23 protein-coding genes and 1 pseudogene are annotated in these 20,624 nt (G+C 72.3%); 12 read left to right on the top strand and 12 right to left on the bottom strand.

Translation table 11 applies throughout. From position 1 onward, the window contains the following. Positions 1–3 precede the first annotated feature (3 nt). The 7 genes from puhA to hemA are packed head-to-tail and all read left to right on the top strand — an operon-like array spanning position 4 to position 5,695. A complete protein-coding gene (gene puhA / locus ACTZWW_RS16755) occupies positions 4–780 on the top strand; it encodes a photosynthetic reaction center subunit H (protein ID WP_444782114.1) in 777 nt (258 codons plus the stop codon). Beyond that, positions 777–1,505: a photosynthetic complex putative assembly protein PuhB gene (gene puhB, locus ACTZWW_RS16750; RefSeq protein ID WP_444782113.1), complete on the top strand. Its 729-nt coding sequence runs from the start codon at positions 777–779 to the stop codon at positions 1,503–1,505. Before puhA ends, puhB begins: the two co-directional genes overlap by 4 nt. A 31-nt stretch (positions 1,506–1,536) precedes the next feature. Further along, positions 1,537–2,028 (top strand): photosynthetic complex assembly protein PuhC, encoded by a 492-nt coding sequence (gene puhC / locus ACTZWW_RS16745; RefSeq protein WP_444782112.1) that lies wholly within the window; start codon positions 1,537–1,539, stop codon positions 2,026–2,028. Beyond that, positions 2,025–2,360 carry a hypothetical protein gene (locus tag ACTZWW_RS16740; protein ID WP_444782111.1) on the top strand — a complete coding sequence of 112 codons (336 nt, stop codon included), beginning with the start codon at positions 2,025–2,027 and terminating at the stop codon, positions 2,358–2,360. The genes puhC and ACTZWW_RS16740 overlap by 4 nt, the downstream gene beginning before the upstream one ends. Positions 2,361–2,383: 23 nt before the next feature. Further along, on the top strand, positions 2,384–3,490 hold the full coding sequence (acsF, locus tag ACTZWW_RS16735) for a magnesium-protoporphyrin IX monomethyl ester (oxidative) cyclase (RefSeq protein ID WP_444782110.1): 1,107 nt from the start codon (positions 2,384–2,386) through the stop codon (positions 3,488–3,490). 13 nt (positions 3,491–3,503) lie between these two features. After that, complete coding sequence (gene puhE / locus ACTZWW_RS16730) at positions 3,504–4,478, top strand: putative photosynthetic complex assembly protein PuhE (protein WP_444782109.1); 975 nt, start codon at positions 3,504–3,506, stop codon at positions 4,476–4,478. Next, a complete protein-coding gene (hemA, locus tag ACTZWW_RS16725) occupies positions 4,478–5,695 on the top strand; it encodes a 5-aminolevulinate synthase (protein ID WP_444782108.1) in 1,218 nt (405 codons plus the stop codon). The genes puhE and hemA overlap by 1 nt, the downstream gene beginning before the upstream one ends. A gap of 27 nt (positions 5,696–5,722) precedes the next feature. On the opposite strand, the gene ACTZWW_RS16720 is transcribed toward hemA, so the two are convergent. Continuing rightward, entirely contained in the window at positions 5,723–6,553 is an 831-nt protein-coding gene (locus tag ACTZWW_RS16720) for an alpha/beta hydrolase (RefSeq protein WP_444782107.1), read from the bottom strand. A 243-nt stretch (positions 6,554–6,796) separates the two neighbouring features. Here ACTZWW_RS16720 and ACTZWW_RS16715 point away from each other — a divergent pair, with 243 nt between their 5' ends. Beyond that, positions 6,797–7,804: an asparaginase gene (locus ACTZWW_RS16715; protein WP_444782106.1), complete on the top strand. Its 1,008-nt coding sequence runs from the start codon at positions 6,797–6,799 to the stop codon at positions 7,802–7,804. Between the two features lie 42 nt (positions 7,805–7,846). On the opposite strand, the gene ACTZWW_RS16710 is transcribed toward ACTZWW_RS16715, so the two are convergent. The 3 genes from ACTZWW_RS16710 to ACTZWW_RS16700 all read right to left on the bottom strand — a co-directional run bounded on the left by ACTZWW_RS16710 (position 7,847) and on the right by ACTZWW_RS16700 (position 10,787). Next, a complete protein-coding gene (locus ACTZWW_RS16710) occupies positions 7,847–8,770 on the bottom strand; it encodes a pseudouridine-5'-phosphate glycosidase (RefSeq protein WP_444782105.1) in 924 nt (307 codons plus the stop codon). Beyond that, positions 8,767–9,714 (bottom strand): PfkB family carbohydrate kinase, encoded by a 948-nt coding sequence (locus ACTZWW_RS16705; RefSeq protein WP_444782104.1) that lies wholly within the window; start codon positions 9,712–9,714, stop codon positions 8,767–8,769. Before ACTZWW_RS16705 ends, ACTZWW_RS16710 begins: the two co-directional genes overlap by 4 nt. Positions 9,715–9,788: 74 nt before the next feature. Then, complete coding sequence (locus ACTZWW_RS16700) at positions 9,789–10,787, bottom strand: P1 family peptidase (protein WP_444782103.1); 999 nt, start codon at positions 10,785–10,787, stop codon at positions 9,789–9,791. 146 nt (positions 10,788–10,933) lie between these two features. Here ACTZWW_RS16700 and ACTZWW_RS16695 point away from each other — a divergent pair, with 146 nt between their 5' ends. Further along, the gene (locus ACTZWW_RS16695) at positions 10,934–11,662 is read left to right on the top strand and encodes a cytochrome c biogenesis CcdA family protein (protein WP_444782102.1); all 729 of its coding nucleotides are present in this window, start codon (positions 10,934–10,936) and stop codon (positions 11,660–11,662) included. Positions 11,663–11,814: 152 nt separating this feature from the next. On the opposite strand, the gene ACTZWW_RS16690 is transcribed toward ACTZWW_RS16695, so the two are convergent. From ACTZWW_RS16690 to yidD, 4 genes are all read right to left on the bottom strand, one after another. Beyond that, positions 11,815–12,441 carry a PilZ domain-containing protein gene (locus tag ACTZWW_RS16690; protein ID WP_444782101.1) on the bottom strand — a complete coding sequence of 209 codons (627 nt, stop codon included), beginning with the start codon at positions 12,439–12,441 and terminating at the stop codon, positions 11,815–11,817. Between the two features lie 134 nt (positions 12,442–12,575). Further along, a complete protein-coding gene (locus ACTZWW_RS16685; protein ID WP_444782100.1) occupies positions 12,576–13,154 on the bottom strand; it encodes a PAS domain-containing protein in 579 nt (192 codons plus the stop codon). Positions 13,155–13,527: 373 nt separating this feature from the next. Continuing rightward, a complete protein-coding gene (gene thrS, locus ACTZWW_RS16680) occupies positions 13,528–15,555 on the bottom strand; it encodes a threonine--tRNA ligase (RefSeq protein WP_444782099.1) in 2,028 nt (675 codons plus the stop codon). Positions 15,556–15,625: 70 nt separating this feature from the next. Then, positions 15,626–16,012: a membrane protein insertion efficiency factor YidD gene (gene yidD / locus ACTZWW_RS16675; protein WP_444782098.1), complete on the bottom strand. Its 387-nt coding sequence runs from the start codon at positions 16,010–16,012 to the stop codon at positions 15,626–15,628. Positions 16,013–16,254: 242 nt separating this feature from the next. Here yidD and ACTZWW_RS16670 point away from each other — a divergent pair, with 242 nt between their 5' ends. Both ACTZWW_RS16670 and ACTZWW_RS16665 read left to right on the top strand, forming a co-directional pair. Next, positions 16,255–16,836 carry an SH3 domain-containing protein gene (locus ACTZWW_RS16670; protein WP_444782097.1) on the top strand — a complete coding sequence of 194 codons (582 nt, stop codon included), beginning with the start codon at positions 16,255–16,257 and terminating at the stop codon, positions 16,834–16,836. Between the two features lie 96 nt (positions 16,837–16,932). Beyond that, a complete protein-coding gene (locus ACTZWW_RS16665; RefSeq protein ID WP_444782096.1) occupies positions 16,933–17,622 on the top strand; it encodes a TIGR02281 family clan AA aspartic protease in 690 nt (229 codons plus the stop codon). Positions 17,623–17,641: 19 nt separating this feature from the next. On the opposite strand, the gene ACTZWW_RS16660 is transcribed toward ACTZWW_RS16665, so the two are convergent. From ACTZWW_RS16660 to gatC, 4 genes are all read right to left on the bottom strand, one after another. After that, positions 17,642–17,935, bottom strand: a complete 294-nt coding sequence (locus tag ACTZWW_RS16660; RefSeq protein WP_444782095.1) for a hypothetical protein — start codon at positions 17,933–17,935, stop codon at positions 17,642–17,644. 68 nt (positions 17,936–18,003) lie between these two features. Next, positions 18,004–18,480 (bottom strand): phosphatidylglycerophosphatase A, encoded by a 477-nt coding sequence (locus tag ACTZWW_RS16655; RefSeq protein WP_444782094.1) that lies wholly within the window; start codon positions 18,478–18,480, stop codon positions 18,004–18,006. Next, positions 18,477–19,958 (bottom strand): Asp-tRNA(Asn)/Glu-tRNA(Gln) amidotransferase subunit GatA, encoded by a 1,482-nt coding sequence (gatA, locus tag ACTZWW_RS16650; RefSeq protein WP_444782093.1) that lies wholly within the window; start codon positions 19,956–19,958, stop codon positions 18,477–18,479. Before gatA ends, ACTZWW_RS16655 begins: the two co-directional genes overlap by 4 nt. Before the next feature lie 44 nt (positions 19,959–20,002). Then, positions 20,003–20,290, bottom strand: a complete 288-nt coding sequence (gene gatC / locus ACTZWW_RS16645) for an Asp-tRNA(Asn)/Glu-tRNA(Gln) amidotransferase subunit GatC (protein ID WP_444782092.1) — start codon at positions 20,288–20,290, stop codon at positions 20,003–20,005. Between the two features lie 86 nt (positions 20,291–20,376). On the opposite strand from gatC, the pseudogene ACTZWW_RS16640 reads away from it, so the two are divergent. Then, positions 20,377–20,624, top strand: a pseudogene (locus ACTZWW_RS16640) (hypothetical protein); the annotation flags it as partial.

The following is a 20,624-nucleotide window of genomic DNA, read 5'->3' as shown; positions in this document are numbered from 1 at the left end:
TCCATGGGCACTGGAGCCATCACGGGTTACATCGACGTCGCGCAGGTCACGCTCTACGTCTTCTGGTTCTTCTTCGCGGGGCTGATCTTCTACCTGCGCCGCGAAGACAAGCGCGAGGGCTACCCGCTCGTCTCCGAGCGTTCGGAGCACATCCTGGTGCAGGGCTTCCCCTCGATGCCCAAGCCCAAGACGTTCCTGCTGCGCAACGGCCACACCTACCAGGCGCCTCCCGGCCACGTCGACGAGCGCGAGCTCAAGGCGGTGCCCGCCGAGCCCTGGCCCGGCGCGCCGCTCAAGCCCACCGGCAACCCGATGATCGACGGCATCGGCGCCGCCTCCTACGCTCTGCGCGAGGACGTGCCGGAGCTCACCGCGGAGGACGCGAATCGCACGGTGCCGCTTCGCGTCGCGACCGACTTCATGGTCGCCTCGGAGGACGTCTCGCCGATCGGGATGGCCGTCATCGGCGCCGACGGCGTGAAGGCGGGCCTGGTGCGCGAGCTGTGGATCGACCTCTCCGAGCCGATGATCCGCTACCTCGAGACCGACCTCGATCCGGCCCACGGCGGGCGCACCGTGCTCGTGCCGATGAACTTCTGCCGCATCAAGAAGACCCGCGGCGAGATCCACGTCGCCGCCATCCTCGCCTCCCAGTTCGCCGACGTGCCGGCGCTCGCCTCGCCCGACCAGATCACGGCGCGCGAGGAGGACAAGATCACCGGCTACTTCGGCGGCGGCACCATCTATGCCACCCCCGAGCGCTCGGAGCCGATCGTATGAGCATCGCCATCGTCAAGAAGCCCGAGGAGGCGCTCGCCGCCGCCGCCCGCGCGGCGGGCGAGGCGGAGCCGGTCACCCCGCGGGGCCTGCCCGCTCCGCTGCCCGAGGGGGAGACCATCCTGTGGCAGGGCCAGCCGGCCTGGCGCACGCTCGCACGGCGCGCCATGCGGCTGCGCGGCATGAGCCTCTATTTCGGGCTCCTCGCCGCCTGGGCGTTCGGAGAGGCGATGGTGGCGGGGCAGGGCGTCCCCGCGGCGCTGCTCGCGGCGACCTGGCTGCTGGCGCTCGGCGCGGCGGCGATCGGCCTCTTGTCGCTCTACGCCTGGCTGTCGGCCCGCTCGACCTTCTTCACCATCACCAACGAGCGGCTGATCCTGTCCTTCGGCGTGGCGCTGCCGATGAGCGTGAACGTGCCCTTCAGGCTCGTCGAGAACGTCGCGCTCAAGCGCTGGCCGAACGGCAGCGGCGACATCGCGCTCGCGATCAAGAGCGAGCGGCGGCTCTCCTACGTGCTGTTCTGGCCCTACGTGCGGCCCTGGCGGTTCTCGAAGGTCGAGCCGATGCTGCGCGCGGTGCCGCAGGCCGAGCGCGTCGCGGCGATCCTCGCCGAGCGCCTGACCGCCACGCACGGCGAGAACGCCGCCGCGCAGGCGGCCGCGGAACGGCGCCAGGACGCGCTCGAGGGTGGTCGCGAGGGCGCACGCCTGCGGCCGGCCACCGCGTGATCACCGTATCGAGACCCGTGGAGCTCCCCCGATGAACGCTCACGCGATGCCACCTCGACCCGAACCGGCGGCCGACGCGCCGCGCCGGCGGGCGCACTTCCCGCGGGGCGCCTTGTACGGCGCCTCGACGGTCCTCCTCGCGGTGCTCGTCGCCGTGTGGATCTTCCGCGAGCCGGAGCCTGCGGCGCGGGACCTGAGCGGCGCCCACCTCGCCGTGCCGCTGATCTTCGAGGACCGCGCCGACGGCGCCGTCGTCGTGCGCGATCCCGTCGACGGAACGGTGCTGCGCGTGTTCGATCCCGGCACCAACGGCTTCGTGCGCGGCGCCCTGCGCGGCCTCGCCCGCGAGCGCAAGCGCCGGGAGATCGGCTCCGAGGTACCGTTCACGCTCGTGCTGTGGCCCACGGGCCATCTCTCGCTCGAGGATACGTCGACCCACGCCTCGATCGATCTCTCCGCCTTCGGGCCCGACAACTTCGCGCCGTTCGTCGCGATCCTGAACGCAGAGGGAGGGGCGTCATGATCTTCCGCCGCACGATCGAGGTGCCCTGCACCGTCGAGATCGAGAACACGTTCGACAGCCTGCACGCGCACGTGGACCTGCACGGCGTCAAGGTCGCGCCGGGCGACAGCGTGATCGTCCACGGCGCGCCGACCGTGGTGCCCCACGGCGAGCGCCAGGTGTTCGAGCGCCGCGCGACGGTGGTGCGCGCCACGATCTTCGACCGGCTGTTCGCCAAGGCCGAGGGCTATGCGGAACTCACCGACCTGTTCGAGGTCGGCTTCGAAGGGCATCCTCCGGAAATCCGGGAGAGCGACGGCCCGGCGCGACACGCGCCGGCACACGACGCCTGAACACACCCGAGGGAGGACGCGACATGATCACGATGGAAGGCGGAGTGGGCCGGGGCGAGAGCGGCAAGCCGCGCCGGAGCCCGCGCGAGGTCAACGAATCCACCCGCCGCGCCCAGGCGAGCACGATGCTCTCGCCGCGTTTCTACACGACCGATCACGCCGCCATGGACGCGATCGACGTCGAGCCCGTGCGCAAGGACTGGGACGCGCTGATCAAGGAGATGCGCGACGACCCCAACAAGGGCCACTTCAAGCGCACCGACGAATGGGACGACTTCGACCTCTCGGCGCTGCCCGAGGGGCTGCAGGAGGAGCTCAAGGACTTCCTGATCTCCTCGGTGACGGCGGAGTTCTCGGGCTGCGTCCTCTACGTCGAGCTCAAGAAGCACATCCAGAACCCCGACGTGCGCGAGCTGTTCGCGCTGATGGCCCGCGACGAGGGGCGCCACGCCGGCTTCATCAACGACACGCTCAAGGACCTCGACATCGCGGTCGACCTCGCCTTCCTGACGAAGGCGAAGAAGTACACCTACTTCAAGCCGAAGTTCATCTTCTACGCGACCTACCTGTCGGAGAAGATCGGCTACGCGCGCTACATCACGATCTTCCGGCTGTTCGAGCGCAATCCCGAGCTTCGCTTCCACCCCATCTTCAAGTGGTTCGAGAAGTGGTGCAATGACGAGTTCCGCCACGGCGAGGCCTTCGCCCTGCTGATGCGGGCGAACCCGCATCTCGTCTCGGGCCTGAACAAGTATTGGGTGCGCTTCTTCCTGCTCGCGGTCTACGCGACGATGTACGTGCGCGACCACGCCCGGCCGCACTTCCACGCCGCGCTGGGCATCGACCCGGACGAGTACGACTACCGCGTCTTCCGGATCACCTCCGAGGTCTCCCGCCAGGTCTTCCCGGTCGTGCTCGACATCGACCACCCGGCCTTCAAGCCGGGGCTCGACCGGCTCGTGCGGATCTCCCGCTCGATGGAGAAGGCCGCCGCGCACGGAGGCCTCGCGGGCCGGCTGCGCAAGGGCGCGCTCTCGCTCGCCGCCGCGGCGACCTTCGCGCGGCTCTACCTGCTTCCGGTCAAGCGCAACGAGGTCCCGGCCTCGGTACGCCTCGAGCCGGCGTGGTGAGGACGCGAGCCCCATGACCATGGTCCTCGTCGCAGCCGGTTTCGCGCTCTTCGCCTGGTGGGCTTCCACCGGGCTCATCCTGATGCTCGACCGGCTGCCGCGCTGGACCTTCGCCTGGACCATGGCGGGGGCGACCGCGCTGACCGCGCTCGCGCTTTGGGGGCTCGCCTGGTCTGCGAGCGTGACGAGCGTCGCCTCGGCGCTGTGCGCCTTCGCCTGCGCGCTGGTCGTCTGGGGCTGGACGGAGGTCTCCTTCCTCACCGGCTGGATCACGGGCCCGCGCACGACGGCTTCGCCGCCGGGGACGCGGGGGCTGACGCGCCTGCGCCACGCGATCGCGGCCATCATCTGGCACGAGCTCGCCATCCTCGCGGGCTTCCTCGTCGTGCTCGCGGTGTCCTGGGGCGGCGAGAACCAGACGGCGACGGCGACCTACGCCGTGCTGTGGGTGATGCGGCTCTCGGCCAAGATCAACATCTTCCTCGGCGTGCCCAACCACGCCGACGGCTTCCTGCCCGACCACCTCGCCTACCTGAAGTCCTGGTTCACCAAGCGGGCGATGAACCCGTTCTTCCCGGTCTCGGTCTCGGCGGCGCTGGTCGTGCTCGCGCTCCTCGCCGCCCCGGTCTTCGCGCCGGAGACGAGCGCGTTCGAGGCGGCGAGCCGCGCGCTCGTCGCGACGCTGCTCGCCCTCGCCGTGCTCGAGCACTGGTTCCTGGTCCTGCCCTTCGAGTCGATTGCGCTGTGGCGCCTGCCCGCCGGCGAGGGGCCGGCCGAAGACGGCGCGCGCGACGCCCACCCGCCGAGCCGGCCTGCGCCCATTCCGGCCCCGCTGCCGGCCGCAGTCGCTACCCCTCTCGCTACCCCTCTCGCTACCTCTCTTGCCGCCCCGTTGCGCGAGCCCGCCTCGGACTCCGCGCGCGCCCCGCGCCGCCCCGTGCCGCGTATCGAGGAAACGCCGTCCGCGTTCAGCCTGTGGAGACGATGATGAACTACGAAGAGATCTTCCGCACCGCGCTCGACGGGCTGCGCCAGGAGGGCAACTACCGGGTCTTCGCGGATCTCGAGCGCCACGCGGGAGCCTTTCCGCGCGCGGTCTTCCGCAGCGGCGGTGTCGAGCGCGAGGTGACGATCTGGTGCTCGAACGACTATCTCGGCATGGGCCAGCATCCCGACGTGATCGCCGCGATGCAGGAGACGATCGGCCGCTGCGGCGCCGGCGCCGGCGGCACCCGCAACATCTCCGGCACGACCCACGCCCACGTGCTGCTCGAGGAGGAGCTCGCCGAGCTCCACGGCAAGGAGGCGGCGCTCCTCTTCACCTCCGGCTACGTCTCGAACTGGGCCGCGCTCTCGACGCTCGGCGCCAAGCTGCCGAACGCGGTGATCGTCTCGGACGCGGGCAACCACGCCTCTATGATCGAGGGCATCCGGCACTCGAAGGCGGACAAGGTGATCTTCCGCCACAACGACGTCGCCGATCTCGAGGCGAAGCTCGCGGCGATCGACCCGGCCCGGCCCAAGATCGTCGCCTTCGAATCGGTCTACTCGATGGACGGCGACGTCGCGCCGATCTCCGAGATCTGCGACGTGGCCGAGGCCTACGGCGCGATGACCTACCTCGACGAGGTGCACGCGGTGGGCATGTACGGCCCCCACGGCGGCGGCGTGTCCGAGCGCGAGGGCCTCGCCCATCGCCTCACCATCATCGAGGGCACGCTCGGCAAGGCCTTCGGCGTGATGGGCGGCTACATCGCCGGCTCGGCGGCCGTGTGCGACTTCGTTCGCTCGTTCGCCTCGGGCTTCATCTTCACGACCGCTCTGCCGCCGGCGCTCGCCGCCGGCGCGCGCGCCGCGATCCGCCACCTCAAGGTCTCCGACGTCGAGCGCCGCGGACAGCGCGAGCGCGTGGCGCAGGTGCGCGCGCGGCTCGACCAGGCGGGCATCCCCCACCTGATGAACGACAGCCACATCGTGCCCGTCATGGTCGGCGATCCCGTGCGCTGCAAGGCGATCACCGACCTCCTGCTCGAGCGTTACGGGATCTACGTGCAGCCGATCAACTACCCGACGGTCGCGCGCGGCACCGAGCGCCTGCGGATCACCCCCGGCCCGTTGCACACGGACGCGGACATCGAGCACCTGGTGCGCTCGCTCCAGGCGTGCTTCGCCAGCGTCGCGGAGCTGCGTGAGGCCGCCGAGTAGCGACCTCGCGGCGCGCGCCTCTCGTCCTCACGCCTCGTGCGCGAGGGCGGCGAGCCGCGCCACCATGGCCGATCCAGGGTCGGCCAGCGGCGCGACGACGTCGAAATGGTGCCGGCCCGGCGCCGACTCGTAGCGGGTGGCGACGCCCTTCGCCCCCCACGCCTCGACGATGGCGCGGCTCTGCCGGTGGTACTCCGCACTCTCGGTCTCTCCCACGACGGCATCGAGGCTGCCGCCGCGGATCGGCTCCCACAGGAGCGGGCTCGCCGCCTTCGCCTCCGCCTCGTCCATGCGCAGCGCGCCGTTCACCTTCGTGTGCAGGAGCGGCGCGAGGTCGAACAGGCCCGAGATGGCGTAGGCCGCCCGGACGAGGTCGTCCGGCAGCTCGCGCGACACCGCCTTCCAATGCGTTCCGAGCAGGCAGGCGGCGAGGTGGCCGCCGGCGGAATGGCCGGCGACGACGAGCGGGCGATCGAAGCGCGCCATCTCCCGCGCGGCCGCGCGCATCTCCTCGATGATCTCGCCGATGCGCGCCTGCGGCGCGAGCGTGTAGCTCGGGATCGCGACCTGGATGCCGTGGGCGAGGAGCCCGGCCGCCAGATGGCTGAAGAACGAGCGGTCGAGCGATTGCCAATAGCCGCCGTGGATGAACATCACCGACGCCGCCGCGCGATCCTCGCGCGGCCGGAACAGGTCGAGCCGCTGCCGCTCGCCGGCGCCGTAGGCGATCTCCAGCGGCGGGTGCGCCGCGCGGAAGGCCGCGGCGTCGCGGGCCCAGCCGGCGAAGATCTGCGGGTGTTCCGGCACCCGGGCGCGGTTGTCGTACTCGACCTCGTAGTCGATGGGCGCTTTCGTCATCGCAGGGGCTCCTCTCGTGAAGACGAGGGAAGCGCGCCCGGCGCCCCGCCGCAAGGCCACGCGCGTGCGAAGTTCGCGCGAAGCCGGATCGGCAAGCCCGCGCCGCCGCCCGCCGCCCGGCGTGCGGACGCCCGACGCCCGCCCGCTCGCCGCTTTGACTTCCCCGCGCGCATCCGTCAAAAGGCCGGCCTTCCGGGGCGCATGCCCGTCGCAGCGTCCCGACCGGGAACCCGAGAGGCCCAGATGCACAATCCCGTTCTCGTCGAGGTGACGCGCGGCGCGCTCGTCGAATCCCGGCATCGCGGCGCGGTGGCGGTCGTCGACACGGAGGGCACGGCGGTCCTCACCGTCGGCGACGTCGACGAGCCGGTCTTCCCGCGCTCGGCCGTGAAGGCGATCCAGGCGCTGCCCCTCGTCGCCAGCGGGGCGGCGGACGCGATGGGCCTCACCGACGCGGAGCTCGCGCTCGCCTGCGCCTCGCATTCCGGCGAGCCCGCCCATGTCGAGACCGCGGCGGCGATGCTCGCGAAGGCGGGCCGCGACGTCGGCACGCTCGAATGCGGCTGCCATTGGCCGCTTGACCAGAAGATCGCCCGGGCCCTGGCGGAGGCGGGCGGGCAGCCGAGCGCGCTGCACAACAACTGCTCGGGCAAGCACGCCGGCTTCGTCTGCCTCGCCTGCGCCGAGAACGTCGATCCCGCCGGCTACGTCGAGCCCGATCATCGGGTCATGGAGGAGGTCCGCGCGGCGCTGGAGGAGGTCACAGGCGCGGCCCACACGGCGGACCGCCGCGGCACCGACGGCTGCGCCATTCCCACCTACGCCGTGCCGCTGACCGCGCTCGCCTACGGCTTCGCCAAGCTCGGCACCGGCGTGCACCTCTCCGACGGCTACGCGGCGGCCGCCGCGCGCATTCGCAGGGCGGTGGCGGCGAACCCGTTCATGGTGGCGGGGACGGGGCGCTTCGACACGCGGGTGATGGAGTGCCTCGGCCCGCGCGTCTTCCTCAAGACCGGCGCGGAGGGCGTCTACTGCGCCGCCTTCCCGGAGCTGGGGCTCGGCGCCGCGCTCAAGTGCGACGACGGCGCGACGCGCGCGGCCGAGGCGATGATGGCGGCGATCATCCGCCGCTTCCTCGATCTCGACGACAAGGAGCGCACGCTCGCCGATTCGGTCGCGGGAGCCGCCATCCGCAACTGGAACGGTACGCTCGTCGGCGAGATCCGGGCGGTGGGGCCGCTCTCCGGCTGAGCCCTCCCGGGCCGAGCGCTCTCGAGCCGGGCCTTCGCGGGCTCACCCCCGCGCGACGAGCGCGCCGGCGATCTCGGCGGCGAGCACCGCGTTGCTCTTCACGAGCGCGACGTTGGTCGCGAGGCTGCGGCCTTGCGTGAGCGCGACGAGGCGCCCGAGCAGGAACGGCGTCACCGCCTTGGCGCTCACGCGCTGGGCGCGTGCCTCGGCGAGCGCGGTCGCGATGTGCGCGTCGATCTCGGCGCGCGGGATCTCGGCCGCCTCCGGCACCGGGTTCGCGACGAGGACGCCGCCGTCGAGCGCCAGATCGCGCTTGGCGGCGATCAGCGCCGCGATCGCCGCGGGATCGTCGAGCCGCAGCGGTGCGGGCAGGCCCGAGGAACGGCTCCAGAAGGCGGGGAGGTCGTTCGTGCGATAGCCGATCACCGGAACGCCGCGGGTCTCGAGCGCCTCCAGCGTGCGGGGCAGGTCGAGGATCGCCTTCGCCCCGGCGCAGACGACGCAGACCGGCGTGCGGGCGAGCTCCTCGAGGTCCGCCGAGACGTCCATCGTCTCCTCGACGCCGCGATGCACGCCGCCGATGCCTCCGGTGGCGAAGACCCGGATGCCCGCCGCCGCCGCGCAGATCATCGTCGCCGCGACCGTCGTCGCGCCGTCGCGTCCGGTGGCGACGGCGAAGGGGAGGTCGGCCCGCGAGAGCTTCATCACGTCCGATGCCTGCGCCAGCGCCTCCAGCGTGGCGTCGTCGAGCCCGACGCGGATGCGGCCTGCGATCACCGCGATCGTCGCCGGCACGGCGCCGCCCGCCCGCACGATCGCCTCCACCGCCCGTGCGGTCTCGAGATTGGCGGGAAAGGGCATGCCGTGGGTGATGATGGTCGATTCGAGCGCCACCACGGGCCGGCCGGCGGCGAGGGCGTCGGCGACCTCGGGGGCCACGTCGAGGAAGGAAGGGTGCGCGGTCATGGGGCGGCTCCGTCGGCCATCGCCTCCGCGAGGAGGGCTGGCGAGAGGTCGGCGCGCACGGCGCCGGGGCGGGCGATGGTGAGGCGGGCGAGCGCCTGGCCGGCCGCGAGCGCGTCCGTGAGCGGCGCGTCCGCGGCGAGGCGATGCAGGGTCCCGGCGATGAGCGCGTCGCCGGCGCCGGTGACGTCGACGACGTTCGCCGGCGGCGCGGGGTGGTGCGCGACGCCGCTCGCGTCGCCGTGCACGAGCCCGTCGGCGCCGAGCGTCACGACGGCGGCGGAGGCACCGCGGGCGACGAGGGCGCGGGCGAGCGCCTCCGGCGGCAGCGCCGCGCCGACGAGCGCCTCGGCCTCGTCGCGGGCGCAGAACAGGACCGCGACTCCGGCGAGATCCGGCGGCAGGCGGGCGGACTTAGCGACCGACACCGCGTCGAGGGCGAGGCGCCAGGACGCGCCGCGCGCGCGCTCGATGAGCGCTGCGAGGGCGTCCGGCGCGCAGTTGGAGTCGGCGAAGACGAGGTCGGCGGCGTCGAGCGCGGGCGCGGCACGTGCGACGAAGCCGGCGTCGAGCCGCGCGAGACCGTCCATCGCGGCGAGACCGACGTGCAGCGCGCCGTCGGGGGCGAGCACGGCGACGTATTCCGCCGTCCGCCCGTCCGCGACGCGCTCGACGCCGGAGACGTCGACGCCGAGCGCGGCGAGGGCGTCCGCGATCTCGGCACCGGCCGCGTCCGCGCCGACGATCGTGGCGAGCGCCACGCGCGCGCCCGAGCCCGCTTGCAAGCGCGCCAGCGTCTCCGCGACGTTGCGCGCCACGCCCCCGTGCGAGACGCCCGCCGCCGCCGGGTTCGAGGTCCCGAGCCGGACGGCGTCGCGCACGCGATAGGTCCGATCCACGGCCGCGCCGCCGAGGCAGAGGATGCGACGGGGTGGGGCAGGGGACATGGCGGGAGGGGGCGCGCGTGTTCGGGAGGGTGCGGCTTAGCAGAGGCGCGCGGGCGGGGGAAGAAGGTCCGCGCTCACCCGAACCGATCCCGCCACGCCGGCGGGCAGTCCGGGAAGGGCAGGGAGGTGGCCTCGTAGACGCCCCGCGCCACGGCGCGCGCGAGGACGTCTGCGGCGGTCGCGCCGATGTGGGTGAGCGCCGCGGCGGGCTCCTCGCCGAGCGGCCGCCGGCCGGTCGCGGCGCAGAACACGGTGTCGCCGTCGTAGGGCGCGTGGGTGAGGCGCAGGGCGCGGGCGAGGCCGTCGTTCGCCTGCACGGCGACGCGCCTGGCCTGGGACTTCGTCAGCACGGCGTCGGTGGCGACGAGGGCGATGCTCGTGGAGGGCGGCAGCCCGCCCTTCCAGGCGAGGCGCCGGCCGCGGCGCGCCACGTCCGCCGGCAGGCCGAGGCCGCCGAACTCGCCGCCCTCCTCCCACGGCGCCGCCCAGAAGTGCGGACCGTCGCCGACGATCGCCGAGCCGATGGCGTTGACGACGACGAGGGCGCCCACCGTGTGGCCGAGCTCGGTCACTGCGGAGGCGGAGCCGAGCCCGCCCTTGAGGTCGACCGTCGTCGCGCCGTAGCCGGCGCCCGCCGTCCCGAGCGCGAAGCCGGCCGCTGCTGCCTCGCACGCGGCGTGCCCGAGCTCGCGATAGGGCGGGTAGAGGCCCCAGTCCTTGTCACCGCCGTTGAGGAGATCGAACACGATCGCCTGGGGCACGATCGGCACGAGCGCGTCGCGGATGGCGAAGCCGCGCCCGCGGGCCCGCAGCCAGGCCTGCGCGCCGCTCGCCGCGTCGAGGCCGAAGCCCGATCCGCCCGAGAGGACGATCGCGTCCACCGCCTCGACCGTGGCGTCGGGCTCGAGGCAGGCGGTGTCGCGGTTGCCCGGCGCGCCGCCCAGGATCGAGACGGAGGCGACCGCGGGCGCGTCGAACAGCGCCACCGTCACGCCCGAGGCGAGGCGGACGTCGTGCGCGTTGCCGACCGTCAGCCCGGCGATGTCCGTGATCAGGTTGCGCCCCTGCGACATTCGCCGCCCTCCGCGTGATCTCGCGCAATGCGCGCGAAAGCTCCATCCTGTAGCCTGCACACCGTGTATCACGCGGCATCACGACGCCGCGAGAGCGCGCGCGGCGCGCTTTCCCGCAGGCCGCTTTTCGGACTAAACGAAGATCCATGACGGACGTCTCGCTCTACGCCGCCCTGCTCGGGGGCCTCATCAGCTTCCTCTCGCCCTGCGTGCTGCCGCTGGTGCCGCCCTACATGTCCTACCTCGCCGGCGTCTCCGTCGAGGAGATGCAGAAGGAGGACGATTGGGCCGTGCGGCGGCGCGCGCTGCTGACGGCTTTCGTCTTCGTGGCGGGCTTCGCGACGGTGTTCACGGCGCTCGGCGCCACCGCGTCGCTCTTCGGCCAGCTGGTGCGCCAGTACATGGACGTGTTCGCCACGCTGGCGGGCGTGGTCATCATCGTGATGGGGCTGCACTTCCTGGGCATCTTCCGCATCGCGCTGCTCTACCGCGAGGCGCGCTTCCAGGGGGGCTCGTCGGCGGGCCTCGGCGGCGCCTACGTGATGGGGCTCGCCTTCGCTTTCGGCTGGACGCCCTGCATCGGCCCGATCCTCGCGGCGATCCTCGCGGTCGCCGGGTCGGAGGCGAGCGTGGGCCGCGGCGCCCTGCTGCTCGCGGTCTATTCCGCCGGCCTCGGCATCCCCTTCATCCTCGCGGCCTTCGCGATGAAGCCCTTCGTGGCCTTCCTCAAGCGGATGAAGTCGCGCTTCGCCTACGTGGAGAAGGCGATGGGCGCGCTCCTGGTGCTGACCGGCGTCGCCTTCCTCACCGGCGGGATCCAGACGGCCTCGTTCTGGCTGCTGGAGACCTTCCCGGCACTCGCGACGCTGGGTTGAGGAACCCCTCTCCCGGATGGGAGAGGTGCAGGGGTGAGGGCGATCGGCCGAAATACGAGACGCAACGTCGAAGCAGGCGGAGGCATCGCGCGCTCCCTTCGAACGGCGCTCCCTCACCCCCGACCCCTCTCCCATCCGGGAGAGGGCGGCCTTCACAGCACGATGTTCTCGTCGAAATTGTCCGGCGAGATCGGCAGCAGGAATTCCACCGCGATCCCGTTCTGGAAGTGGCGCACGACCCGGGCCGGGGTCGATCCGACGAGGAGGCCCGCGCCGATGGCGGGGCGCTTCTCCATCGCGATGCCCGCGCCCGAGATCGAGACGTCGATGAGGCTCGCCTCCAGCGTGATGCCCTCGTCGAGCTTGAGCACCACCCGCTTGACCACCGGCGTGATGCGCTCGTGGCGGCGATCCTCGGGCAGCCCGAGCTCGTGGCGGTTGGCGAGCCAGGTGAGCTGGGAGGCGAGCTTGTCGCGCTTGCGCGTCGTCGCGGTGATGGCGATCGCGAAGCCCTTGTCGGTATGGCGCGCGATCGTGCCCTCGACGCGGCCGATGTGCTCGAAATAGCAGACGACGCGCTCGCCGATGAGCCCGCGCACGGGCGCGATCAGCGCCACGCCGCCCGGCGAGAAATCGACGCTCTGGCAGGGATATTCCTGCCGGTTGGGGAGCATGTAGCGGCCGAGCAGGACGACCTTGACGCGTGCGTGGAGACGCCGGTCGGAGCGGCGCAGCGGCGCGGCCACTTCCTTCTGCAGCGTCGATGGCGAAGCGGTCATCGCAACGGGGGTCCTCGGCGGTCGATCGTGCGAGAGGACCGTAGCGCTGCTTGGTTAAGACGCGCTTTCCAGGGGAGACCCTCCGGACGGTCGGTGCCGCCGGTCGCCCATCCGGGGTTTCAGGGGCAGGGCGCTCAGGCCCGCCCGCCTTCATGCACCACGAAGCGACGCCGGCGCTCCACCGCATCGAGGGGAGGGCGCACCTCCTCCAGCGGCCGGCCGGACGGCCAGACGACCCGCATCGAGACGGTGGTCAGCGCGGTCACCGGGTGGAAGCCGATCCAGGTCGGGACGATGCGCGCCGACAGGCAGCCGAGCGCGCGCGCGTTGGTGCGCCCGCGGTGGCGCAGCGGCAGGACGACGAGCTCGAGATCGACCGTCTCGCCCTCGTTCGTGGCGCCGACGAGCCCGCTGACGATCCCCGCCGTCTCGTCCACCACGATGTCGAGGTTGCGGCGTACGTCGTGGCGGGCGCGCTCCGGCCACAGCTCGACCAGGCGCGTGTCGCGCAGCTCGCGGCCGAAGAGGGCGCACATGCGGGTGCCGGCCAGGCGGAAATGCGCCTCGCGACCCTCGTCGAGCTCCAGGATGAAGGCGTCGGCGAGGACGTGGCGGATCTCGCCGGGCTCGATCTCGCCGCGTTCGGGCGCCGCGCGCTCGCCGCGCAGGGCGTCCCAGTAGGAAAACAGCATCCGTGTCGCCGGGTGCTTCATGCAGGATCTCCAAGCCTCTCGCGCGGGCCTCGCAAAGGTCTCGCTCGTGCCGCGGCGACGCGTCCGCGCCTCGTTTCGCGACGCGCCGACGCGGCCCGACCGTTGTCGACGAGTCGCGACGCGAAGGCCATGCCCCGCAGGGGAGGGAGCGGCTGAAAGGTTCGGTTAACCTTAACCGGATCTTACCCTTGCCCGCCACGTACACGTGGTGCACGCTGTCCGTGCTTCTGGACTTTCGCTTCGACGGGGAGGCCGGGACGGGACAGGCGCCGACAAGAGCGCTGGAGAGACCGACGTTTCCAGCCTCGAGACGGGACGGGGGAGGGCACCGAGCCCTCCCCCGTTTTCGTTCGTGGCGAGGAGAGCCCCCGGCTCACCGCATCGCGTGGTCGTGCCGCCCGTCGAGCTGGACGTCCGCGCTCGGAAGCCATTCGGACGGCACCGCCCGGGCGCGCGCGACGTCCGGCGCCACCGCCTCGGCGACGAGGGCTTTGAGCGCCTCGTCGAGGCCCATGCTGGTCTGCGCCTGCGAGCCGAGCCGGCGCACGTTGACCGTGCGCTCGGCGGATTCGCGCTTGCCCACGACGAGGATCACCGGGATCTTGGCGTGCGAGTGCTCGCGCACCTTGTAGGTGATCTTCTCGTTGCGCGTGTCCGCCACGACGCGCAGGCCCGCGCGCTTCGCGGCCGCCGCGACCTCGGCCGCATAGGCGTCCGCCTCGGAGGTGATGGTGCACACCACCACCTGCTGCGGCGCGATCCAGAGCGGGAAGTGGCCGGCGTAGTGCTCGATAAGGATGCCGAGGAAGCGCTCCATCGAGCCGCAGATGGCGCGGTGGACCATCACCGGCATCTTCTTCGTGCCGTCGGCATCGACGTAGAAGGCGCCGAAGCGCTCCGGCAGGTTGAAGTCCACCTGCGTCGTGCCGCACTGCCAGTCGCGCCCGATGGCGTCGCGCAGCACGTACTCGAACTTCGGCCCGTAGAAGGCGCCTTCGCCCGGGTTGATCGCGGTCCTCACGCGGCCGCCGGACTTGGCCTCGATCTCCTCCAGCACCCGCGCCAGCACCGCTTCGGCGTGGTCCCAGGAGGCGTCCGACCCCACGCGCTTCTCGGGGCGCGTGGAGAGCTTCACGACGATCTGCTCGAAGCCGAAATCGGCATAGGTCGAGAGGATCAGGTCGTTGATCTTCAGGCACTCGTCGGCGAGCTGCTCCTCCGTGCAGAACACGTGCGCATCGTCCTGCGTGAAGCCGCGAACCCGCATCAGCCCGTGCATGGCGCCGGACGGCTCGTAGCGGTGTACGACGCCGAATTCCGCCATCCGCAGAGGAAGATCGCGGTAGGACTTGAGACCATGCTTGAATATCTGCACGTGGCCCGGGCAGTTCATCGGCTTCAAGGCGAACCAGCGCTTGTCCTCGGCCTCGTCGCCGGCGGACTGGGCCGCGAACATGTTCTCGCGGTACCAGCCCCAGTGCCCGGAGGTCTCCCACAGCGACTTGTCGAGGATCTGCGGTGCGTTCACCTCGTCGTAGTCACCCTCGAGCCGCCGGCGCATGTAGGAGACGAGGCTCTGGAACAGGCTCCAGCCCTTCGGGTGCCAGAACACGACGCCGGGGCCCTCCTCCTGGAAGTGGAAGAGGTCCATCTCGCGCCCGAGCCGGCGATGGTCGCGCTTCTCCGCCTCCTCCAGCTGGTGGAGGTAGGTATCGAGCTCCTCCTTCGAGGCCCAGGCGGTGCCGTAGATGCGCGTCAGCATCGGGTTGTTCGCATCGCCGCGCCAATAGGCGCCGGCCACCTTCATCAGCTTGAAGGCGTCGCCGATGCGGCCCGTAGAGGGCATGTGGGGGCCCCGGCAGAGGTCGAACCAGTCGCCCTGGTAGTAGATCTTCAGGTCCTGGTCGGCGGGGATCGCCTCGACGAGCTCGACCTTGAAGGCCTCACCCTTGGCCGCGAACACCTCCTTGGCGCGGTCGCGCGACCAGATCTCCTTGGTGAAGGGCCGGTCCGCCTTGATGATCTCGCGCATCTTCGCCTCGATCGCGGCGAAATCGTCGGGGGTGAACGGCTCCTCGCGGGCGAAATCGTAGTAGAATCCGTTGTCGATCACCGGCCCGATCGTCACCTGCGTGCCCGGGTAGAGCGCCTGGACGGCCTCCGCGAGGACGTGCGCGCAATCGTGGCGGATGAGCTCGAGCGCCCGCGGGTCCTCGCGCGTGACGAACTCGATCCGGGCATCGGCGCGGATCTCGTCGGAGAGATCGCGCAGCTCGCCGTCGATCGTCATCGCGACCGCCTTCTTGGCGAGCGACTTGGCGATCGACTCCGCGACCGCGCGCCCGGACGTCGCGTCCGGGAACTCGCGCTCGGCGCCATCGGGGAAGGTGAGGGTGATCATGGGCACGGTTCTCCTTGCTCACTCCTGCGAACGAGGCAGGTAAGCGGAAGTGACGGCTCGTCGAGACAGGTCAGCCGCGGGTCGCGCCGCCGTCGTCTGGCGTGCCCGGGACGACCGGGGGAGCGTTCACGCCCCGCCAGCGGCCGAAGGCCCAGGGTCTATACCACCGCCCCTGCGCGGGCAATGCGTCGGGGACGTTGTCGATCCCGTGCGTGCCGAACGGGCCGCAGCGGCAGATCCGGGCGAGCCCCATCCAGCCGCCGGCCCACAGGCCGTATCGTCCTATCGCCTCGGACGTGTACTCCGAGCACGAGGGCAGGTGGCGGCACTGGCGCCCCATCAGCCCCGACAGCGTGAGCTGGTAGCCGCGGATCGCGCCGCGCGCGGCGACCCGCGGCGCGCGCTTCGCCGCGTCGAACAGCGCATCGAGATCCGGCCGGGGGGAGGGGTGCTTCATGGCCCTCCAGATGGGGTGGCCCGCGCGCCCGCGCAAATCGCGCGAATGGGTGCGCGCGAAGGGTGAACGAAGCATTCAGGCCGCGTTCAGCGCGCGGCTCCTATGAAACCCATCACGACGACACCGGTTCGGACATCATCGACCGGAAACAGAGCACCGGAAACCGGTACCGGCTGCCCCGTCCTCCCGCGCCCCCCGTCGCAGCGCGAGGACGCCGCCCCGGCACCCAGAGGAGCAAGACCATGCGTTCCAAGACCTTTTCTGCAAACACCGTCCTGAAGCGCCTCGGCCTGGCCGCCGCCGCCGTCCTCGTGAGCGGCGCCGCCTTCGCCTATCCCGCCGAGGTGTCCCGCGACCTGAACCTGCGCGCCGGTCCCGGCACGAACTACCAGGTCCTCGGCACCATGCCGGGGGGCGTCGTGGTCGACGTCGAGGGATGCCGCGGCAGCTGGTGCCGCGTCGACTACCGCGGCCGTTCCGGCTGGGCGAGCGCGCGCTATCTCGGCGAGCCGAGCGTGCGGCGCGGCCCGCCGGCCCACGCGCCGGCCTACGGCTACCGAGAGCGGGTCCGCCCCGCGCCTGGCATCACCTTCGAGTTCGGCTTCGGCCCGGGCCGCGGCTACGACGACGACCGCCGCTGGCGCGACGACGATCGCCGCTATCGCCGCCCCGGCGGCGGCGAGGGCCGGGTGATCGCTCGCCGCGACCGCGACGGCGACGGCTATCTGGAGACGATCCGCATCCGCCGTCCCGACGGCTCTGTGGTCGTGCGTCGCGACCTCGATCGCGACGGCCGCTTCGACGACGTCGTGCGTCGCCGCTGAGGACCCGCGGCAACGCCGCGTTCACCCGCCCGCGCTAGACCGAGACGGCCCGGATCGCCAGATCCGGGCCGTCTCGCGTTTCGGAGGGCGAGAGAGATGCCCGAGAGCCTCGCTGCTCTTCTCGGCCCGGATGCGGACCTCGGCACCGCCGCGCTCGCGGCGCTCACCGGGCTCGGCGCGGTCGTGGCCCTGATCGCGCTCGCCGGCGGCAGCATCCTCGCGGCCGTGCTGAAGCGGGTCGTGCTCGTCGTCCTCGCGGCCGGCGTGTCCCTCGGCGGCTTCCTGATTCTGCGCGAGGGGGAAAGCGCCGCCGTGCTCGGCGATCTCGCCGGGCGGGTCGTCCCGGCGCTCGCCGAGATCGGCGTGCAGACCCGCGCGGCGCCGGCCGCCGAGCCGCCGCGGGTCGGGCTCGGCCCGCGCGAGGTCGTGGCCTACATGGAGCGCGGCGCCTTCGCGCTGTCGGGCCGCGCGAACGGCACGCCGATGGACTTCCTGTTCGACACGGGCGCCACCGCCGTCGTCCTCACCGCCGAGAACGCCGCGCGCATCGGCTGGCCGGCGAACCGGCTCGCCTACACGGTGCGCGTCTCGACCGCCAACGGCACCACGACCGCCGCGCCGATCACCCTCGAGCGCGTCGCCATCGGCGGCATCGAGGTCCGCGACGTGCGTGCCTTCGTGGCCCAGCCGGGCGATCTGCGCGAGAACCTGCTCGGCATGACGTTCCTGTCCGAGCTCGCATCCTACGAGGTGCGGGGTGACAGGCTGCTGCTGCGCGGGTGGTGAGAGACGCCGAGACCGAGCCTCAGCCGCCGCGCATCCGCCTGATCCCGTACGCCGCGCTCGACCATACGAGCGCCGCCACCGTGCGCACCGGCAGCAGCGATGGGTGCTCGCCGCCGACGGGGGCGATCCAGGGCAGGCCGAGGCTCGTGATCGCCCAGGCGGCGAGGACGGCGGCCGCCAGTGCCGCGATCACCGCGACGACCAGCTTGCCGGCCTGGTCCGCGTTCCAGCCGAACCACGCCGCGACCGCGATCAGGATCGGGTCGAAGGCGGCCATGAGCCAGACGGCGGCGGCGACGGACGGGGTTTCCACGGCGGGAGGCTCCTCGGCAGGAATTATCGACGCGGACGGGTCCTAGCAGCCGGTGCGTCCCCGCGCCATCATGCGAGGCGCCGCAGCACCAGGGACCCGAGCGCGGCCGCGACGAGGACGAGCGCCGCCGCGGCGAGGTCGTCCGCCATCACGCCGAGGGCGCCCGGGATCGCCTCGCTCCGGTCGACCGGCCAGGGCTTCACCCGGTCGACCGCCACGTAGGCCACGAGCAGGAACGCGGCCACGGAGACGCGTTTCGGCCGCAGCACGAAGAGCACGAGGGCTGCGCCGGCGACCTCGTCGACGACGATGCGTCCGTCGTCGGAGAGCCCCGTCGCCGCCCCCCAGGTCGCGCTCGCCCAAAGGCCCGAGGCGACCAGCACCGAGCCGATCGCCGCGCGGCCCCAGGCCGGCAGCGCCTGCGCCCACCACAGCAGCGGTGCCGTCGCGAGCACGGCGAGGCCGACGCGGGGAAAGCCGGTGTGGCCGAGCCAGAAGACGGTCGCGACCGCCTCGGCGAGGGCCGCCTCGAGCCCCGCGCTCACGCCCACCAGGGCTGCGGGTAGGTCACCCGGCCGGCCGCCTCCTCGATCACGCGGCCGGTGGCGAAGAGCGTCTCCTCGTCGAAGGCGCGGCCGATGAGCTGGAGGCCGAGCGGCAGGCCCTGCGCGTCGAAGCCGGCGGGGACCGAGATGCCCGGCAGGCCCGCCATGTTCACCGTCACCGTGAAGATGTCGTTGAGGTACATCTCCACCGGGTCGCCCGACCCCTTCTCGCCGATGCCGAAGGCGGCTGACGGGGTGGCGGGCGTGAGGATGGCGTCGACGCCCGCCGCGTAGGCATCCTCGAAGTCCCGCTTGATCAGCGTGCGGATCTTCTGGGCGCGCAGGTAGTAGGCGTCGTAGTAGCCCGCCGAGAGCACGTAGGTGCCGATCATCACGCGCCGCTTCACCTCGCGGCCGAAGCCCTCGGCGCGGGTCTGCTCGTACATGTCTGTGATGTCGCGGCCGGGCACGCGCAGGCCGTAGCGCACGCCGTCGTAGCGCGCGAGGTTGGACGAGGCCTCCGCCGGCGCGACGATGTAGTAGGCCGGGAGAGCGTACTTGGTGTGCGGCAGCGAGATCTCGACGATCTCGGCGCCCGCCGCGCGCAGCCAGTCCTGACCCTGGCGCCAGAGCGCCTCGATCTCGGCGGGCATGCCGTCGACGCGGTATTCCTTCGGGATGCCGATCTTGAGCCCCTTCACGCCGCGCGAGACGGCGGCGCGGTAGTCCGGCACGGGGAGGTCGGCGCAGGTCGTGTCCCTGGCGTCCGGGCCGGCCATGGCCTGGAGCATCATCGCCGCGTCCTCGACGCTCTTCGTGATCGGCCCCGCCTGGTCGAGCGAGGAGGCGAAGGCGACGATGCCCCAGCGCGAGCAGCGCCCGTAGGTCGGCTTGATGCCCACCGTCCCGGTGAAGGCGGCCGGCTGGCGGATCGAGCCGCCGGTGTCCGTCGCCGTCGCCGCGAGGGCGAGACGGGCGGACACCGCCGCCGCCGAGCCGCCGGACGAGCCGCCGGGGACGAGCTTCGCGTCGGAGCCGGCGCGCCGCCAGGGCGACACGACCGGGCCGAAGGCGCTCGTCTCGTTCGACGAGCCCATGGCGAACTCGTCGCAATTGATCTTGCCCAGCATGACCGCGCCCGCCCGCCACAGATTGGCGGTCACGGTCGATTCGTAGCGCGGCGTGAACCCGTCGAGGATCCTCGAGCAGGCGGTCGAGCGCACGCCCTCGGTGCAGAACAGGTCCTTCACGCCGATCGGCAGGCCCTCGAGCGGCCCACCCTCGCCGCTCGCGAGGCGCGCGTCGGAGGCGTCCGCCATGGCGAGCGCCTTCTCGGGCGTCTCGAGCACGTAGGCGTTGAGAGCCCGCGCCTTCGCCACGGCGTCGAGATGCGCCTGCGTCAGCTCGCGCGCGGAGAAGGACTTCTTCGCCAGCCCCTCGCGGGCCTCGGCGAGGGTGAGGTCGGTGAGATCGGTCACGGGCGTGCCCCTGGTGCGACTGGCTGCGACGGCGGCGGAGCGGATTACTCGACGACCTTGGGAACCATGAAGAAATGGTCCTCGGTCGCGGGGGCGTTGGCGACGATGTCGTCGGCCTTGTCGCCGTCGGTGACACCGTCCTCGCGGGTCTTGGTGCGCATCGGCGTCACCGAGGTCATCGGCTCGACGCCCTCGACGTTCACCTCCGAGAGCTGCTCGACGAAGGCGAGCATGGCGTTGAGCTCGCCCTGGAGGTGCGGCACGTCCTCGTCGGTCACGCGGATGCGGGCCAGGCGCGCGATGCGCCTCACGGTGTCGGTGTCGACGGACATGTCTGTTCCAAGCCGGGCTGGAGGGCGGGACGCGCCGGCTATATCATCGCCGCGACGCGGGGGGCAACCGGGAGCGGGAGCGGCGGGTGAGCGCGCGCGGGGAGACGAGCCGCGAGATCTGCGGGGTGATCGGGAGCTGGAGCGCGGGCGCCGAGGCCCCACGCGAGGCGCTCGTGCTGCCCGACGGCTGCGTCGACCTGATCCTCGCCCGCCGCCCCGGCGCGGCGCCGGAGCTGCGCGTCTCCGCGCTGATGGACGCGCCGACGCGGGTGCGCCTCGCGCCCGGCGAGCGCCTCGCCGGCTTCCGGCTCGCGCCCGGGCGGCGGATCGACGC

Source organism: Salinarimonas sp. NSM, from assembly GCF_052380005.1.
Taxonomy (GTDB): domain Bacteria; phylum Pseudomonadota; class Alphaproteobacteria; order Rhizobiales; family Beijerinckiaceae; genus Salinarimonas.
Note: the sequence above shows the minus strand (reverse complement) of the source record. Positions and strands in the feature narration are given on the sequence as shown.

Coding starts and splice junctions, on each gene's coding strand:
- ACTZWW_RS16705 (WP_444782104.1), bottom strand. CDS start 9,714: ATGTCCCCTGCCCCACCCCGTCGCATCCTCTGCCTCGGCGGCGCGGCC.
- puhC (WP_444782112.1), top strand. CDS start 1,537: ATGAACGCTCACGCGATGCCACCTCGACCCGAACCGGCGGCCGACGCG.
- yidD (WP_444782098.1), bottom strand. CDS start 16,012: ATGAAGCACCCCTCCCCCCGGCCGGATCTCGATGCGCTGTTCGACGCG.
- ACTZWW_RS16700 (WP_444782103.1), bottom strand. CDS start 10,787: ATGTCGCAGGGGCGCAACCTGATCACGGACATCGCCGGGCTGACGGTC.
- hemA (WP_444782108.1), top strand. CDS start 4,478: ATGAACTACGAAGAGATCTTCCGCACCGCGCTCGACGGGCTGCGCCAG.
- gatC (WP_444782092.1), bottom strand. CDS start 20,290: ATGTCCGTCGACACCGACACCGTGAGGCGCATCGCGCGCCTGGCCCGC.
- puhB (WP_444782113.1), top strand. CDS start 777: ATGAGCATCGCCATCGTCAAGAAGCCCGAGGAGGCGCTCGCCGCCGCC.
- ACTZWW_RS16685 (WP_444782100.1), bottom strand. CDS start 13,154: ATGAAGCACCCGGCGACACGGATGCTGTTTTCCTACTGGGACGCCCTG.
- ACTZWW_RS16710 (WP_444782105.1), bottom strand. CDS start 8,770: ATGACCGCGCACCCTTCCTTCCTCGACGTGGCCCCCGAGGTCGCCGAC.
- puhA (WP_444782114.1), top strand. CDS start 4: ATGGGCACTGGAGCCATCACGGGTTACATCGACGTCGCGCAGGTCACG.
- puhE (WP_444782109.1), top strand. CDS start 3,504: ATGACCATGGTCCTCGTCGCAGCCGGTTTCGCGCTCTTCGCCTGGTGG.
- acsF (WP_444782110.1), top strand. CDS start 2,384: ATGATCACGATGGAAGGCGGAGTGGGCCGGGGCGAGAGCGGCAAGCCG.
- thrS (WP_444782099.1), bottom strand. CDS start 15,555: ATGATCACCCTCACCTTCCCCGATGGCGCCGAGCGCGAGTTCCCGGAC.
- ACTZWW_RS16670 (WP_444782097.1), top strand. CDS start 16,255: ATGCGTTCCAAGACCTTTTCTGCAAACACCGTCCTGAAGCGCCTCGGC.
- ACTZWW_RS16715 (WP_444782106.1), top strand. CDS start 6,797: ATGCACAATCCCGTTCTCGTCGAGGTGACGCGCGGCGCGCTCGTCGAA.
- ACTZWW_RS16665 (WP_444782096.1), top strand. CDS start 16,933: ATGCCCGAGAGCCTCGCTGCTCTTCTCGGCCCGGATGCGGACCTCGGC.
- ACTZWW_RS16690 (WP_444782101.1), bottom strand. CDS start 12,441: ATGACCGCTTCGCCATCGACGCTGCAGAAGGAAGTGGCCGCGCCGCTG.
- ACTZWW_RS16695 (WP_444782102.1), top strand. CDS start 10,934: ATGACGGACGTCTCGCTCTACGCCGCCCTGCTCGGGGGCCTCATCAGC.
- ACTZWW_RS16720 (WP_444782107.1), bottom strand. CDS start 6,553: ATGACGAAAGCGCCCATCGACTACGAGGTCGAGTACGACAACCGCGCC.
- ACTZWW_RS16740 (WP_444782111.1), top strand. CDS start 2,025: ATGATCTTCCGCCGCACGATCGAGGTGCCCTGCACCGTCGAGATCGAG.